The following is a 15,151-nucleotide window of genomic DNA, read 5'->3' as shown; positions in this document are numbered from 1 at the left end:
ATGTACAGCCAAATCTCAGCTTGTGCGAGAGGAGCCCGGCTTGTCGATTGTCGGCGCGTATCGTACTATGGAGAAGATAAGGACGGGTTCCGACCAACTGTGCGACAAAAGAAGGAGAGCCGAAGACGATGTCGAGATTGCGAGAAAGAGGCCGGTCCGGCAAACGCCGATCGGCGTTGTGGACAGGGACGTTGCTGATCCTGGCGATTGGTGTTGCTTTGCTGGTCTACCTGTGGCCAGACCGGGGGCCGCTAGCTGTAGCGCCATCACCTTCGCCTACACCGACGCCAACCCCGACTCCGGTGCCGCGAGTGGCGCAGGAGTTCAAGATGACCGGCCTGGACAAAGGCTGGATCCGCTACTCGGACGGCGTGAACGGCGCAGGCGTGAAGGGCGTCGTCCTCGAGTCGACGCAGGATGGCGGCGCGACTTGGACGCCTACGAGCGACACCGCGTTGGCGGCGGAGCCGACGCCGGCGCCCGATGCGCTCGAGCCGTTCTGGCTGCCGCCGGCTGACAAAGCGATCGCCTCCCTCACCTTCGAGGGCAAGGAGCAGAAGGTGAGACAGGCGCAGTTCCTCACCGCCCGGATCGGCTGGGCGCTGACCGAAGAGCGCGCCAAGCTCGACCGGCCGCTGCTCGTCACCGCCGACGGCGGCACGACCTGGAGCGCGACGGTGACGCCGGACGTGACGAAGGCGGTCCAGGACGAGCTGGCTCACCGCGCCGCCATCCGCCGGGAAGCCGCGCTCTACAGCAGCCCGGACGCAGCGAAGACCGCGCTCGGCAAAGGCTGGCAGCTGTTCCCCGAGACGACGTACCCCGGCGATGCCGTCCTGGTTCGGTACGACGGTCCCGGAACCGTCGCCTGGGAAGGCGTGACGTACAAGCTGCAGCCGTACGAATCAGGGTATTTCACATATTTGCCGATGCCGATGTCGGTCAAGCCAGGCCCTTATTATATCGGAGACAAGACACTCACCGTCAAAGCCAAGAAATTCGACACCCAATACCTCGTCGTCACCGAGCAGATGGAGGCGATGAAGCAGGACACGGCGCGCATCGCGGCCGACCAGAAGAAGATCGACTTGGCGCGCAGCAAGTCCGCTCCGGAGTTCCTATTCACCTCCGAGTTCATGAAGCCGATCGAGGGACGCCTCACTACGCCTTACGGCTACACGCGCTACGTGAACAACAAGTACGACAGCTCGCATCTCGCCGTGGATCTCGCCGCGCCGACCGGCACGCCGATCCACGCGACGAACGACGGAGTTGTGGTGCTTGCGGAAATGCTTTATTTGACAGGCAACGCCATCTACCTCGACCACGGCATGGGGCTGTTTTCCCAATACGCGCATATGTCCGAGCTGAAGGTGAAGGTAGGCGACCGCGTCAAAAAAGGCGACGTCATCGGCCTCGTCGGCACGACGGGCTTCTCGACGGGCCCGCATCTGCATTTCACCTTCTGGATGCACAACGTCCAGGCCAACCCGGATCTGTTCTTCAACTCGATGCCGTTCCGGTGGGCTTTGAAGTGAGTTTTTATAAACAGAGTGATTGATACTGGAATGGGATTGAATGGATATTGTGGCAATGCTATAATTGAAATGACAATTGGGTGAATGGAATGTCATTTTTAGTGAGGTGATGCCGGATGGATAGGGCTCCTGTGAAAATAAGCGAAGGTGGAAGAATTGTTATTCCTATTGAATTCCGCAAAGCCTTAGGAGTAGACATCGGGGATGAGCTGATCCTTCATATGGAGGATGGGAAAATGTTGTTGCTAACCCGTCGACAAGCCTTGCAGTATGTACAAGATCAGGTCTCATTTTATAAGAACGTCCAGGATCGACGGCTGTTGGCTGATGAACTGATAGCCGAACGCAAAATTGAGGCCGCAGATGAGTAAGTCATCAGTAGTGATGGATGCTTCTGCAATCCTCGCTTGGATGAATAACGAGAATGGATCGGAGCAAGTAGCGGAGCTTTTGTTAAAAGGAGCAGCCGTATCAACGGTAAATGTGACGGAAGTTATGGCAAAGCAATCCGAGACAGGGGTATCCTCTTCAAAAACCATGTCCTATTTAGGATTAGTCGGCATTGAGATGATGGACTTTAACACCGAGGATGCGCTTATAGCGGCAGATCTTCGTCAGCATACTCGGAGTTATGGGTTGTCATTAGGCGATCGTGCTTGTTTGGCATTGGGGATTCGTTTACAGCTTCCGGTTGTTACAGCCGATCGAGCTTGGGCGGATTTAGTACTTGGTGTAGAAGCGAAACGTCCAGAATGGTCTGGATTGGAAATTGTTCTTATTCGATAGGATCCAGCCACACAAGCCCAACCCATTTGACTTTTTCCGGGGCATCGTGTAAAAATGAATATATGTGAAAAGTCAAGCAAATTCATTGACGAGAACGAGTAAGCTAAATTCTTGTTCCCCAGAGAGTCGGTCCCGCGCTGCAAGCCGACGTTCAGGACTTAGCCGAACATCCTCTCCGAGAAGGGCAGCTGAAGGTTGCGAGTAAGCTGTTCCGGGATCCCGCCGTTACAAGGGACGCGCATGGTAGTGCGTAGTTGAGGTGCCGCAAGGCCGGCATGGTTCGATCGACGGAGACGTCGGCGGCCGATGCAGGTTGCTGCGGAACAAGGGTGGTAACGCGAGATACAATCTCGTCCCTTTACAGGGGCGGGATTTTTTGTTGTTTTGCGCGGGACACCGGACGCCGGACATAGCGTTATGAAATCACCTTATTTCCTCGGAAAGCGAAGTTTGGAGCAAAATAACGCTACGGGATCACCTTATTCCGAAGATTTCGCACCTACCTGGTGGAATCGAGCGAAATAGCGTTATGCCATCACCTTATTTTTGCGAGGAAACACGATTTTGGACAAATAGCGTTGTGGGATCACCTTATTGATAAAGGAGCCAAGGAAACCATGAGAAAAGTAGACGTTAAAGAAAGAGCCAGAACACGCGAGCTGCGCGTGCTGGAGCAATGGAAGCAGGACGACACGTTCCGCCGCTCCATCGACGACCGTCAGGGCAAGCCGAACTTCGTCTTCTACGAAGGCCCGCCGACTGCGAACGGCAAACCGCATATCGGGCACGTCCTCGGCCGCGTTATCAAGGACTTCATCTGCCGCTACAAGACGATGACCGGACATCGCGTCGTCCGCAAAGCCGGCTGGGATACGCACGGTTTGCCGGTTGAGCTGGGCGTCGAGAAGCAACTGGGCATCTCAGGCAAACAAGAGATCGAGAAATACGGCATCGCCGAGTTTGTAGAGAAGTGCAAGAGCAGCGTGTTCGAGTACGAGCGCCAATGGCGGGAGTTAACGGAAGCGATCGCGTACTGGACCGACATGGATAACCCATACGTGACGCTGCGCAACCCCTACATCGAGAGTGTCTGGCATATCTTGTCCGAAATCCATGGCAAAGGCTTGCTGTACAAAGGCCACCGCGTCAGCCCTTATTGCCCGGATTGCCAAACGACGCTCAGCTCGCACGAAGTGGCGCAAGGCTACGAGGACGTCAAGGATCTCAGCGCCACCGCGAAATTCAAGAGCAAGCAGGGCGAGGAGATCTTCCTCGCTTGGACGACGACGCCTTGGACGCTGCCGGCCAACGTGGCTCTGGCGGTCAACAAGGACCTCGAGTACGTGAAGGTGCGCCAAAACGGAGAGCTGTACGTAGTAGCCAAGAACCTGGTGGAAAAGGTGATGGGTGAAAACTACGAAGTCGTCTCCACCCACAAAGGCTCGGAGTTCGTGGGCATCGCCTACGAGCCGCCGTTCAACTACGTGCAAGTCGACAAAGGCTATGTTATCGTGGATGCCGATTATGTCACCGACGCCAGCGGTACCGGTATCGTGCACACGGCGCCGGCGCACGGTGAGGATGACTACCGGACGGTTCGCCAGCATGGACTCGACTTCGTTAATGTCGTTAATTTGTCCGGCCGCTACATGGATCAAGTGACGGATCTGGCAGGGCGTTTCGTGAAGGACTGCGACGTCGATATCGTCAAAATGCTGTCCGAGCGCGGCCTGTTGTTTTCCAAAGAGCGTTACGAACATAGCTACCCGTTCTGCTGGCGCTGCAAATCGCCGCTGCTGTACTACGCGACCGAGAGCTGGTTCATCAAGACGACGGCGGTCAAGGACCAGCTGATCGAGAACAATAGCAAAGTCGACTGGTACCCGTCGCACATCCGCGAGGGACGCTTCGGCAAGTTCCTCGAAGAGCTCGTCGACTGGAATATCAGCCGGAACCGCTACTGGGGCACGCCGCTGAACATCTGGGAGTGCGGCTCCTGCGGCTCCGAATTTGCGCCGGGCAGCCATGCCGCGCTTCGCGAGCGTTCGGTCGAGCCGATCGGCGAAGATCTCGAGCTGCACAAGCCTTACGTCGACGAAGTCAAGCTGCGCTGCTCCTGCGGCGGCACGATGGTGCGGACGCCGGAAGTGATCGACGTCTGGTTCGACAGCGGCTCGATGCCGTTCGCGCAGTACCACCATCCATTCGGTGACCAGAAGCAGTTCGAGGAGCAGTACCCGGCCGACGTCATCTGCGAAGGCATCGACCAGACGCGCGGCTGGTTCTTCAGCTTGTTGGCCGTCTCGACGCTGTACAACGGACAATCGCCGTACAAGGCGGTGCTGTCTACCGGCCACGTACTGGATGAGAACGGACAGAAAATGTCGAAAAGCAAAGGCAACGTCATCGATCCTTGGGACATCATCGAGGAGTTCGGGACCGATGCGTTCCGTTGGGCTTTGCTTGCCGACAGCGCCCCGTGGAACAGCAAACGGTTCTCGAAGCAAATTGTTGGCGAAGCGAAATCCAAGGTCGTCGATACGCTCAACAACACACATGCGTTCTACGCGCTGTATGCGTCCATCGACCAATACAAGCCGGAGGAGCATGCTCGGACAACTTCCGAGAACGAGCTGGACCGCTGGATCCTGTCCCGCCTGAACAGCGTGCTCGTACAGGTGCGCAAAGGACTGGAAGTGTACGACTTCCTGAACCCGGCCAAGCAAATCGAGTCGTTCGTCGACGAGCTCAGCAACTGGTACATCCGCCGCTCTCGCGATCGTTTCTGGGGCAGCGGGCTGACGGCCGACAAAGTGGCCGCCTACCAGACGCTGCAGGAGGTGCTGCTCACGGTATCGCGGATTATCGCGCCGTACGCGCCGTTCCTGGCCGAGGACATCTACGGCAATCTCGGTGGTACCGGCAGCGTCCACCTCGCGGACTTCCCGCAGGTGAACGAAGCGGCGATCGACTTGCAGCTCGAGAGCGAGATGGAGACGGCGCGGCAGATCGTCGAGCTGGCGCGCAGCGTCCGCAACGAGAGCGCGATCCGCAACCGTCAGCCGCTGTCCGAGCTGATCGTGTCGTTCGACCGCGAGTATGACCTGAGCCGCTTCGAGGCGATCATCAAGGACGAGATCAACGTGAAGGAGATCCGTGCGGAGCAGAGCGACAGCGGCTTCGTCGACTTCTCGCTGAAGCTGAACTTGAAGGTGGCCGGCAAGAAATACGGCAAGGCGGTCGGCGCGCTGCAGGCGCACTTCAAGCAGCTGTCCGCAGCGGAAGCGAAGCAGGCGGTCGACAACGGCTTCATCGAAGTTGCGGTCGAAGGCGGCGAAGTGCATAAGGTGACGCTCGAGGAGCTGCTCGTCGAGAAACAAGCGAAGGCGGGCTTTGCCTCTGCCTCCGGCTACCGCTTGACCGTCGCGCTGAACACGACGATCACGGAAGAGCTGGAGCAGGAGGGAGTCGTTCGCGAAGTCGTCCGCGCGATCCAGGACTACCGCAAGAAGCTCGACCTCGCGATCGAGAAACGCATCGACCTCGTGATCGATGCCGACGGCGCCGTGAAGGCTGCCCTCGAGCGGTTCGACGACGTCCTGCGGGAGAACGTCCTGCTGGCCGGCGTCCGCTACGCGAGAGTACCGAACATGGAGCGCGTGGAAATCGGCGACACGACCATCGGTTTGGCAGTAGAGTAAGGGGAGTAACCTAGTGAAAGCGGCAGCCTGGACGACGTGCCTTTGCAACGTCGTCCAAGTCTGCCGCCTTTTTGTGTACAGGCAATGATTACTTGGCGAGGGGTGGAAGGTCGTGCAGAAATCGGGTGTTGGAGCAGAAAGGAACGGGAAATCGCACCCAAGCTACGCCGGCAACCAAGTAACCACGCTCTGTAGTCCGAAAAAGTAAAACCCATGAATCCCTTCACCACCAACCGCATCCAAAAACCCCGTCGGCATTTCGCGCAAAGCGCGCCTGTCCAACGACCGGCACATCATAAACAAATTCAAATCGGGGATGTCCACCCTGTCACGTCCTGACCCTTATACTTGTCCCGCTTTCATAAATTATACCATTACCTAGTCCATCTGTTTGTCGGCGTTCATACTGTATTACAGGTGCGGAAAGGGGATGGAAATGAGGTGCTCCATAACGATGAAGCGATAGAGTGGCTTAAGGGGAAACGAATCATTTTCGCCCTGTTGGCGAACCAGGAGCCGGATGTGTTGGCCGCGCAGCTGAACAATATTCACCATTATAACCCGAATGCAGGCGTCATTCTCTACAATGGCGGGACCGATCCGACCTTTGGCGAGTCGCTCGGAGTATGCTTATTTCCCCGCAGCCATCCGATCGCTTACGGGAATTTGGCGCCTTATTTGTGGGAAGTGATGCAATGGCTCGAGGAGCTGCAGGTCGAATACGACTATTTGGTCAACCTCGATCACGATATCCTATTCTTGAAGCCGGGGTTCGAGGCGTTCCTCGATGTGACGATGCGGGAAGCGGATTGTATGGGTTGGGGGCTGACCTCCTCCGTCATCCATCCGGATTCGGCGCCGATTCGTTCGATGCTGGAGCGTTGGCCGCGGTGGCAGTCTTTGTTCGGGACGAAAATGTTCTATCGGTACTTCAACCCGGGGCAGGTGTACAAAAGGGAAATCGTCACCCGGATGCTGCATCACGACGAGCCCGGCATGGTGTCGAGCATGTTGACCGACAACCCCCCGTTTGCTTTGGAGGAGACGTTTTTCGTCTCGATGGTGCATGCTTGCGGCGGGCGAATTCGCGAATATCCCGACGGTCACATGTACAATTACAGCGTTCGCTGGGGGCAGGAGATCACGGCTGAGGAAGCGGAGCAGGCGCGGGAGCATCCGTCCTATTACTGGGTCCATCCGGTGAAAGGACAGCATTTGCAGGAGCTGAATCACCGGCTGCAGCATCCGGAGGAGGTTGCCCGGGAGGCGGAGCTAGCGCGATTGGCGGCCGCGACGGTGGTGCCGGAAGTACGTGCCGGGAAAAGGATCAGGCGGCGTAAACGGGTGAGAGGCCGGAGGGCGGTCAAACGATCCGGAAGGCGGAGACTAGGCGCGATTTCTCGTCGCAGACGGCGTAAGCTTGGGGCGAAGAGACGGCTGCGCCGGCGATAAAGTTAGTATTGTGTATCCGTTTATATAAAAAAGGCTATGGTACTTCCTCCTCGGCTCCCTTACAATCGAAGGGTAGCATGTATTTCGTCAAAATCAGGAGGATGGCATGGGCACTTTATTGCAAACCAACGATGTCGTACTGTTCCAAGGGGACAGCATTACCGATTGCGGACGTGACCGGGAAAACGCGGGCAATCTCGGCCGAGGCTACGCGCTGATGACAGCCGGTCTGTTCGGCTACAAATATCCGGAGAAAAAGGTTACGTTCCTGAACCGCGGCATCAGCGGCAATCGCGTTGTCAACCTGCAGGAGCGGTGGCAGGCGGATTGCATCGACCTGAAGCCGACATGGGTGTCGATCTACATCGGCATCAACGATACTTGGCGGCGTTATGACCGCAACGATCCGACCTCGACGGAGCAATTCGAAGCCGGTTATCGGGACATCCTCGATCGGACCCAAGCGGAGCTTGACGCGAAGCTTGTGCTGATCGAGCCGTTCGTGCTGCCGCATCCGGCCGACCGTCGGGAATGGCGAGTCGATCTCGATCCGAAGATCACGGTCGTGCGGGAGCTGGCCCGGGAATACGGCGCGCGGCTGGTGCCGCTCGACGGTTTGTTCGCAGCTGCGTCCATGCGCGCGGAGTCCAGCTATTGGGCTCCGGACGGCGTGCATCCGTCTCCGGCGGGACATGCCCTCATCGCCGAAGCTTGGCTGAAGGCCGTGGAAGGCGAATGACCGAGGCGGGGACCGGACTGCTGCTGACGGGACGGGATGTGCCGCGAGAAGGAGGCTTCCGAATGGACGATTATTGGGTGTGGTGCGGCTCCTGCGTGAAAGGGGAAGACGGACGGTTTCATCTGTTCGCTTCACGCTGGCCGAAGTCGCTGCCGATGCATCCAGGCTGGATCGTCGCTTCGGAGATCGTCCGCGCCTCCGCCGATCGACCGGATGGACCATATGCGTTCGAAGAAGTCGTTCTTCCTGCACGGGGGGCGGAGTACTGGGACGGGCGCAGCACCCACAATCCGCACATCGTGAAACATGGCGATACCTATTTGCTCTTTTATATGGGGTCTACGCACCCTTTGGGCGATCCGGAGCCGGGGGACGGCTTTGGCTTGAGCGATCCGCGCTGCATCGTCGGTCGGGCGAACAAACGAATCGGGCTGGCGACGGCCAATAGCGTGTTCGGACCGTGGACACGGGCGGACGAGCCCATTCTGCAGACGCGCCCCGGCCGGTTCGACAGCTTCCTGACGTCGAATCCGGCTCCGGTCGTGCACGAGGACGGCTCTGTGCTGCTGATCTACAAGGCGCGGCAGTACGAGGGCAATACCCACGGCAGGATGACGATCGGGGCGGCGCAAGCCGAGCACTATCTAGGGCCGTATCGCGTTTTGAGCGAGGAGCCGGTTTTTCCGCCGGACCGGTTTCACCTGGAGGATCCGTTTGTTTGGTATGTGCCGGCGGTTGGCGACGCTAATGGTGAGGGTGGCGCGGTCGGTGGCCGTGGCAATGGCGAAAGCGACGATGGCAGGAGCGAAGTTAGACGTGGCCGTGACGAAGGCGAAGCTGACGAGGGAGGGAGCGATGGCGGCGAGAGTAGCCGTGGCTCTGACCGTGGCCGTGGTCGTGGCGGCTGGTATGAGCTGATCGCCAAGGACATGGACGGCAACCTGTGCGGCGAAAAATACGGCGGGGTACGCGCGCGGTCGGCGGACGGCTTGACTTGGACGCTCTGTGAAGACGGGCCGAAAGCCTATTCGCGTCATATCCGCTGGGACGACGGCACGGAGCAGGTGCTCGGCAACATGGAGCGGCCGTTCCTGCTGTTCCAGGACGGCAAGCCGACACATCTGTTCGCCGCCGTGTCGGATGGGGCGACCGGGTTCACGGATGCGACGGGGACATGGAATCAGGTGTTTCCTTTGGACTCCGCCGGGAAATAAGATGATGGCATACCGTTATCTGGAGTTTTGTACGTGCCGCGCATAGGCGCGAGACAGTAAAAAGCTGCCGCTTGGTCGAGTGACCAGGCGGCAGCTTTTTTGAGGTTATTCGTGCAGCACCGCGCCTGCGGCGACGAGCACCTGCTGCAGCTCCGCGACGTCGATGTCCGCCGGCGCGATGCCGCGCTTCACGGCGATGCCGGCGGCGGAGCCGGCCGCTTGGCCGGTCGCCATGCAGCTCGGCGTCAGCCGCGTCGTCGCGAGCGCCTCGTGCGACGTCGAGATGCAGCGGCCGCCGGCCAGCAGGTTGCCGATGCGCTTCGGCAGCAGGCTGCGGTACGGGATGTCGTAAGCGCCGTCGGCCTTGACCCAGACGGAGTTATCGCCGCCTCGGCCCGCTGGGGAGTGGATATCGATCGGATAGCCGCTGCGCGCGATGACATCCTCGAACTTCCGGCCCTCCACGACGTCGTCCGCTTGCAGCGAATACAGGCCGTCGATGCGCCGAGTCTCGCGAATGCCGATCTGCGAGCCGACGGACGAGATCGACGCCTTCTCGAAGCCAGGCAAGTTGTCGGACATGAACTTGGCGACTTGGAGCACTTGCTTGCGCCCGAGCTCCTCCGCTTCGGTCAAGTCCTCGACATCGGTTCCGTCGAGCCCCTGCACCCGCGTCGTGTTCACGAGCACCTCGTCATCCGCCGGCCCGATGAACATCAGCACGGAATCGCGGTTGATCGGCAACGCCGATTCCTTCCAGTGCTTGTAGAAGCCCATCACGCCGGACAGCGGGAGGTCAGGCAGCTCGTCAATCGGTGTCTTGTGGTAAAACTCCTCCGGATGCTCCAGCATATAAGCCTTCACTCTCGCCAAATCGACGCCGCGCATGCGGAACTTCATCGTCATCGGCTGCGTCAGCTTGTCGCCGTCGCGGCCTTGCAGGCAAGGCGCGCCGGACAAGTAAGCGATATCGGCGTCGCCGGTCGTGTCGATGAACACTTTGCCTTGGACCTCGATTTTACCCGACTTCGTCGTGAGCTGCACCGATTCGATCCGATCGCCTTCTACACGCACCTCATCGACGAAGCTGTGAAGCAGTAGCTGAACACCCGCCTCTTTGAGCATATCGACAGCCAACACTTTGTACACTTCCGGATGGTAAGGGGTGATCGTGTGCACGTACCCGACCGTATCGCGGACATGTCCGGGCGAGGCGCTAATCAGCATCAGCCGGTCGATGATTTCCTGCGCGATCCCCTTGATCACTTGTTTGCCGTCCATCGTATGGAACGTCATCCAGGGATACACGAGCGCTGCCGTAGACATGCCCCCGATGAAGCCATACCGCTCGATTAATACCGTCTTGACTCCGCTTCGCCCTGCTGCAATCGCCGCATTGACGCCGGCCGGTCCGCCACCGCAGACGACGACGTCGGCTTGAAAGGTTTTTGCTGCCATATGTGGTCACTCTCCCAACGCGTTTGTTAGTTCCTGCACTCATTATAAGGGAGAGGCGACGATGGAATTTAGTTTAACTTTAGTTTAAAATTGAGCCGAGATGAAGGACAAGCGGTGAAAGGGGCTCAGATTGGCGATGCCGAGAAAAAAAGTAACGCTCCACCACTTGGCGACGGAGCTGGGGCTGACGATCCAGACGATCTCGAAGGCGCTGCGCGGACTGCCTGGCATGTCCGAGGAGACGCGCGCCGACGTGATCCGGCACGCCCGTGCGCGGGGCTACTTGACCCGCGATCAGAAGCAGGCGCTCCACGTCGACCGGATCGCGCCGTACCCCGTGCTGCAGCGGCGATTCCTGCTGCTGCACAAAGCGAGCGAGAGCAGCTTCAACGAGCTGCTGCTGCAAGGGCTGCACGAACGGTTTCGCGAGTTCGGGCATACGGTGCAGCAGGTGGCGATGCCGGACGAGCTGCGCCACGATCAGTTCGCCGCCTGGGCGGAGGAGCGGGAGCTGCTGTTCGCGGACGGGGTGTTCATTGCCCCGCGGATCGGGCGCGAGCTGCTCGAGCAGCAGCTGCTTGCTTTGCCGTTGCCGCGCATCCTGCTCAACTTCCCGCCGCCCGAGGCCGAGGTGGACAGCGTCATCTGGGACTTGTACGAGGCGATGCACCAGGCGGTGCGGCATTTGCGGCGGCTCGGGCATCGGCGCATTCTGTATGTCGGCGACACGGACAGCCAGCGGGGCTATGTTGTGCGCTGGCATGCGTTCGGCGAAGCGATGCTGGAGCTGGAGCGGGAGGAGCTGAGGAGGGCGGCGGAAGTAAGAGTCGAGAAAGCAACAGAGAAAGGAATAGGGAGCGGTGCAGTGAATGGAGCGGCGAATGGAACGGGGACCGGGGCAGTGAATGGAACGGGGATCGGGGCAGTGAATGGAACGGGGACCAGGGCGGCGAATGAATCCGGGACCGGGGCGGCGGATGGAACGGTGAACGGGGCGGGAGACGGTACGGGTGCCGATTACCGAGAAGGCGATACCCGCCGGTACGCCCCCGACCCCGCAAAGCATAGCACGAGAAGGGATCCGGAGGGACGATGGATCGAGGAGCTGGCGGAGCTGATTCGGCGCGAGCGGCCGACGGCGGTGATTTGCGGCATCGCCGAGGAGATGGAGCCTGTATACCGCGTTCTGATGCAAATGGAGGAGGCGGACGTGAGGGCCGGCGTTGCGGATGATGGGGATGAGAGGGTCGGCACGGTTGCCGCCTCAAGCAGCAAGCCGAACAAGCCGCGCCTATCGTTCGTCGCATTCCCCAGCGAGCAGCACGACTGGCTGCCGACCTGCTCGCGGCCGCTGCTGCAAATCCGCGCGACCGCATACCGCGCGGCGGATCGGATGCTCTGGCGCATCGCCAACCCTCAGATGCCCTACGAGCACATCCGCATCCGCGGCACATTCCAAGCCGGCGATACGACTCGACCGCCGGAGTCGGAGCAGCTTACTTAGTCGCCGGTGCTTTGTCCACCGTACGACGTAATAGCACTTCATTGTCGAGCACGAGGTTGCTCGACCATATAAACGAACCTTTGCCGAACTCACTCTTGTAATTCGTGTACTCCGATTTGTTGTCAACGCCGACGTCGGCTGTCTTGTACACCGTGGCGCTCGGCCAAGCAGCATCGTTAAACGTCTTCGCGAACCACTGATCCGGCACGGCAAAATGGGCGGCATAGCAGGACTTGGCGCAGCTTGGCGAATTAGAGGCATTGGGAGTGGTGCGCAGCTGGACGCCGTTTCTCGTCTCCAGGACGAGGTCGGTTTTGCTCGCGAGGGGAGCTATGTAGTAGGTTTGGGCTTTCCAGGAGCCGTCCGTCACCGTTCCGTCGCTGAATACCGCTACGACGCCCGCATCCCCCGGATGATACGGGTTCCCTTTGTTGGCCTCCGTGCCGAGGCCGAGATTTTCCTCCCAATCGACTACCTTCATTGCGTAAGTCATAGGGTAAGAAGCTTTGAACCGCACGACATGCGAGTTGAAAGGCGTGAACGGAACAGCATCCTTGGCGACAGGCTTACCATTGATGTACAGCTCGAAGTAGTTGTCGGCGAAAATATAACCCGTCACCACGGTTCCGTTCGGATCGATCTCAACGACCGGCACCTTGCTCAGATCGACCGAAGCCACATTCGGCAGGTTGACGTTTTTGCATGGATTGCTCAAGTCAGCCGCATCGGTCAGCTTCGTGTCGATGTCGGCGGGAACGGTCCACTTTTTACCGTCGTCGGACTGGATTTCGCCTAGCGACGTCACCCGGGCCCCTTTGCAAGCAAATAGCTCCTTGACCGTTGTCGTAGCAAGCCCTTGCGTGAAGCTCGCAGTTTCGGCAGCTGTGGAGCCGCTGGAACCGGCGGAAGCGGCCGAGCCAGGAGAAGCGTTGGAGACGGTTGAGGTGGACGGAACAGGGTCTTTCTCGCTGGAACAACCGGTGAGGGTAATGACCGACAGCGCAAGGAACAGGACGCCGACCGGCAACAATGGATGCTTCATGCTTGTTTTCACTCCTTCGTTGTTGGGAAAATAGGCAGTTTAATTATAGGGCAGGTATGTGTCAAGAGGATGTCCAAGCTGGAAAAGTGTGGTACACCTAGAAGAACATTTGTTCGGAAGAGGTGTGCCGATGGTGTCCGTGACGATTGCGACTGACATGTCCCCGGAGCGTTTTGAATCTGAGATCGCGAAGCCGGTTGGAAAAGCATATCCCTCGGTAGCGCTGGAGCGAGTCGAGGCTGCTGGCGCGGAGTGGGCGGATCTGCTATTGCTCGATGTCGAGTAGCTGGAGCGGCAGTATGAGAAGAGGATATTGAAAGATTTCCGCGCGTTCGCCGGCTGGATTCTGACGTTCACCTCTCGGCTGGAGCCCAGCCTGCTGGCACTCGGACAGGCGGCAGACGCAAGCAGGTCGCAATATGCGCTTCCCTACGAGAACCGCATGGCCTATCCTGTATTTTACAACAAATCGATCTTCGATCGGACGGAAATATTTTATCCGATAGACGGCATGAATTGGGAAGAGTCGAGTGGCGAACATGCTAGGGGAGCATTGGCGCCATCTGGCTCAGCTGATCCGGCGAATCTATGAGATTCCTGGCAACTTGCTGCCCGAGCCCAAGCGGATGCTCCGATTTAACGGTTATTTCGTCCGGCAGCGATCGGTGGCGATGGGCATGATCTGCAGCAGCTGCTTCGCCCCAGCGGATATGGTTTTCGATTGGACATCGTGTCGTATCCGGTGATCGAGAAAGGAAGCGGCTGCAGTCCCTATGTGCCCGGCCTTGGCATCGCCATACGAGCGGGAAGCCGGGAGCCGGAGGCCGCTTGGGAGCTCGCCTCGTTCCTCGTATCGGAGGAGCATCAGCTGCGCTTAGCTCGGAGCGGGCACATGCCGGTCATCCGACACACGCGTGTCGGCGCTGAGTTTGGGGCGGATGTTCCTTTGTTCCAAGGGAAGAACACGGCTGCTTTCGCCTGCCATCCTTCTGCGCCGACGGTTCGCAACAAACGCGTTTCCGGTTGGAACGGCGCCGAGATTGTACATCGAGGACTCGTCGAGATGGCCTACCGCCGTCTGGAGCCAGAGCGGGTGCTGGCCGGTATGCACGCTCAGATCCAGGACGAGCTCGAGCAACGTAGGGCATCGGCACTTGACGCCGCCCCCCAAGTTGCGGTACAGTAGCTAGAAATTACAGCATATGCAACAGCAACGACCCGAAACTGATGAGGACCCTCGTCCGCAGCAGAGAAGAAGCCCTTGGCTGCGAGGCTTCTCGGCGCGACCCTCATTTCCCTTTCAGGTAGCTGCGTGGGCGAGACGTCATCTGGAGGAGCGGTATCCGCTTCCCTCCAACGACACGTAGCCCATGCCGGGGAATTATATTGAATCTTTGCGCATTTTCGGATACGCGGAGATTTGATACCCGTTATCCGATGGAGGAGCAGCCTGCTGGCGCCGTACTTTCCGTACGCCTGCTGGCCGATGCTCGAACTAGGGTGGTACCACGAACACATTCGTCCCTGACGGATGTGTTTTTTTGCGATCGCATGAATAGCGTTATGAAATTATCTGCTCATCCGAGGGTGAATTCGGAGCCGTAAGCGCGATTTTCGTGCTTACAGCAGGAATGCGAGCCGTTCCGTGAGCCGTAAGCGCGATTTTCGTGCTTACAGCGGGCAAGCGAGCCGTTCTGTGAGCCGTAAGCGCGATTTT

The 15,151-nt window shown here is 58.9% G+C and carries 13 protein-coding genes and 1 other annotated feature; of the genes, 11 read left to right on the top strand and 2 right to left on the bottom strand.

Going from position 1 to position 15,151, the window contains the following annotated elements; genetic code table 11:
* Positions 1 to 128: 128 nt before the first annotated feature.
* From PKO02S_RS20350 to PKO02S_RS33360, 7 genes are all read left to right on the top strand, one after another.
* Positions 129 to 1,538: a M23 family metallopeptidase gene (locus PKO02S_RS20350; protein ID WP_127585682.1), complete on the top strand. Its 1,410-nt coding sequence runs from the start codon at positions 129 to 131 to the stop codon at positions 1,536 to 1,538.
* A 131-nt stretch (positions 1,539 to 1,669) separates the two neighbouring features.
* Positions 1,670 to 1,909 carry an AbrB/MazE/SpoVT family DNA-binding domain-containing protein gene (locus PKO02S_RS20345; protein ID WP_164821577.1) on the top strand — a complete coding sequence of 80 codons (240 nt, stop codon included), beginning with the start codon at positions 1,670 to 1,672 and terminating at the stop codon, positions 1,907 to 1,909.
* Positions 1,902 to 2,324: a type II toxin-antitoxin system VapC family toxin gene (locus tag PKO02S_RS20340; RefSeq protein ID WP_127585680.1), complete on the top strand. Its 423-nt coding sequence runs from the start codon at positions 1,902 to 1,904 to the stop codon at positions 2,322 to 2,324. Before PKO02S_RS20345 ends, PKO02S_RS20340 begins: the two co-directional genes overlap by 8 nt.
* A 76-nt stretch (positions 2,325 to 2,400) precedes the next feature.
* Positions 2,401 to 2,685 (top strand) — a binding site (T-box leader).
* A gap of 256 nt (positions 2,686 to 2,941) precedes the next feature.
* A complete protein-coding gene (gene ileS, locus PKO02S_RS20335) occupies positions 2,942 to 6,025 on the top strand; it encodes an isoleucine--tRNA ligase (protein ID WP_127585679.1) in 3,084 nt (1,027 codons plus the stop codon).
* A gap of 441 nt (positions 6,026 to 6,466) precedes the next feature.
* Positions 6,467 to 7,477 carry a hypothetical protein gene (locus PKO02S_RS20330; RefSeq protein WP_127585678.1) on the top strand — a complete coding sequence of 337 codons (1,011 nt, stop codon included), beginning with the start codon at positions 6,467 to 6,469 and terminating at the stop codon, positions 7,475 to 7,477.
* A gap of 106 nt (positions 7,478 to 7,583) precedes the next feature.
* Positions 7,584 to 8,216 carry an SGNH/GDSL hydrolase family protein gene (locus PKO02S_RS20325; protein ID WP_127585677.1) on the top strand — a complete coding sequence of 211 codons (633 nt, stop codon included), beginning with the start codon at positions 7,584 to 7,586 and terminating at the stop codon, positions 8,214 to 8,216.
* A 62-nt stretch (positions 8,217 to 8,278) separates the two neighbouring features.
* The gene (locus tag PKO02S_RS33360; protein WP_246067147.1) at positions 8,279 to 9,430 is read left to right on the top strand and encodes a glycoside hydrolase family protein; all 1,152 of its coding nucleotides are present in this window, start codon (positions 8,279 to 8,281) and stop codon (positions 9,428 to 9,430) included.
* A gap of 105 nt (positions 9,431 to 9,535) precedes the next feature.
* Here the strand turns inward: PKO02S_RS33360 and PKO02S_RS20315 are convergent, their stop codons facing one another.
* Positions 9,536 to 10,888, bottom strand: coding sequence for an FAD-dependent oxidoreductase (locus tag PKO02S_RS20315; RefSeq protein WP_127585676.1), 1,353 nt, complete (start codon positions 10,886 to 10,888; stop codon positions 9,536 to 9,538).
* 136 nt (positions 10,889 to 11,024) lie between these two features.
* Between PKO02S_RS20315 and PKO02S_RS20310 the strand changes: the two genes are divergently transcribed.
* A complete protein-coding gene (locus PKO02S_RS20310; RefSeq protein ID WP_127585675.1) occupies positions 11,025 to 12,392 on the top strand; it encodes a LacI family DNA-binding transcriptional regulator in 1,368 nt (455 codons plus the stop codon).
* Here PKO02S_RS20310 and PKO02S_RS20305 read toward each other — a convergent pair.
* The gene (locus tag PKO02S_RS20305; RefSeq protein WP_127585674.1) at positions 12,385 to 13,434 is read right to left on the bottom strand and encodes a hypothetical protein; all 1,050 of its coding nucleotides are present in this window, start codon (positions 13,432 to 13,434) and stop codon (positions 12,385 to 12,387) included. The two genes, PKO02S_RS20310 and PKO02S_RS20305, sit on opposite strands and share 8 nt — an antisense overlap.
* 130 nt (positions 13,435 to 13,564) lie before the next feature.
* On the opposite strand from PKO02S_RS20305, the gene PKO02S_RS32485 reads away from it, so the two are divergent.
* The 3 genes from PKO02S_RS32485 (at position 13,565) to PKO02S_RS20295 (ending at position 14,620) form a co-directional block, all read left to right on the top strand.
* A complete protein-coding gene (locus PKO02S_RS32485) occupies positions 13,565 to 13,720 on the top strand; it encodes a hypothetical protein (RefSeq protein ID WP_164821576.1) in 156 nt (51 codons plus the stop codon).
* A 27-nt stretch (positions 13,721 to 13,747) separates the two neighbouring features.
* Positions 13,748 to 14,026, top strand: coding sequence for a hypothetical protein (locus PKO02S_RS20300; RefSeq protein ID WP_127585673.1), 279 nt, complete (start codon positions 13,748 to 13,750; stop codon positions 14,024 to 14,026).
* A gap of 129 nt (positions 14,027 to 14,155) precedes the next feature.
* A complete protein-coding gene (locus PKO02S_RS20295; protein ID WP_127585672.1) occupies positions 14,156 to 14,620 on the top strand; it encodes a hypothetical protein in 465 nt (154 codons plus the stop codon).
* The last annotated feature ends 531 nt before the right edge of the window (positions 14,621 to 15,151 follow it).

Origin of the sequence: Paenibacillus koleovorans NBRC 103111 (assembly GCF_004000845.1) — a bacterium.
GTDB classification, from domain to species: Bacteria; Bacillota; Bacilli; order Paenibacillales; family NBRC-103111; genus Paenibacillus_AA; species Paenibacillus_AA koleovorans.
The sequence above is the reverse complement of the archived record's forward strand: the minus strand, read 5'-3'. Positions and strand labels throughout refer to the sequence as shown.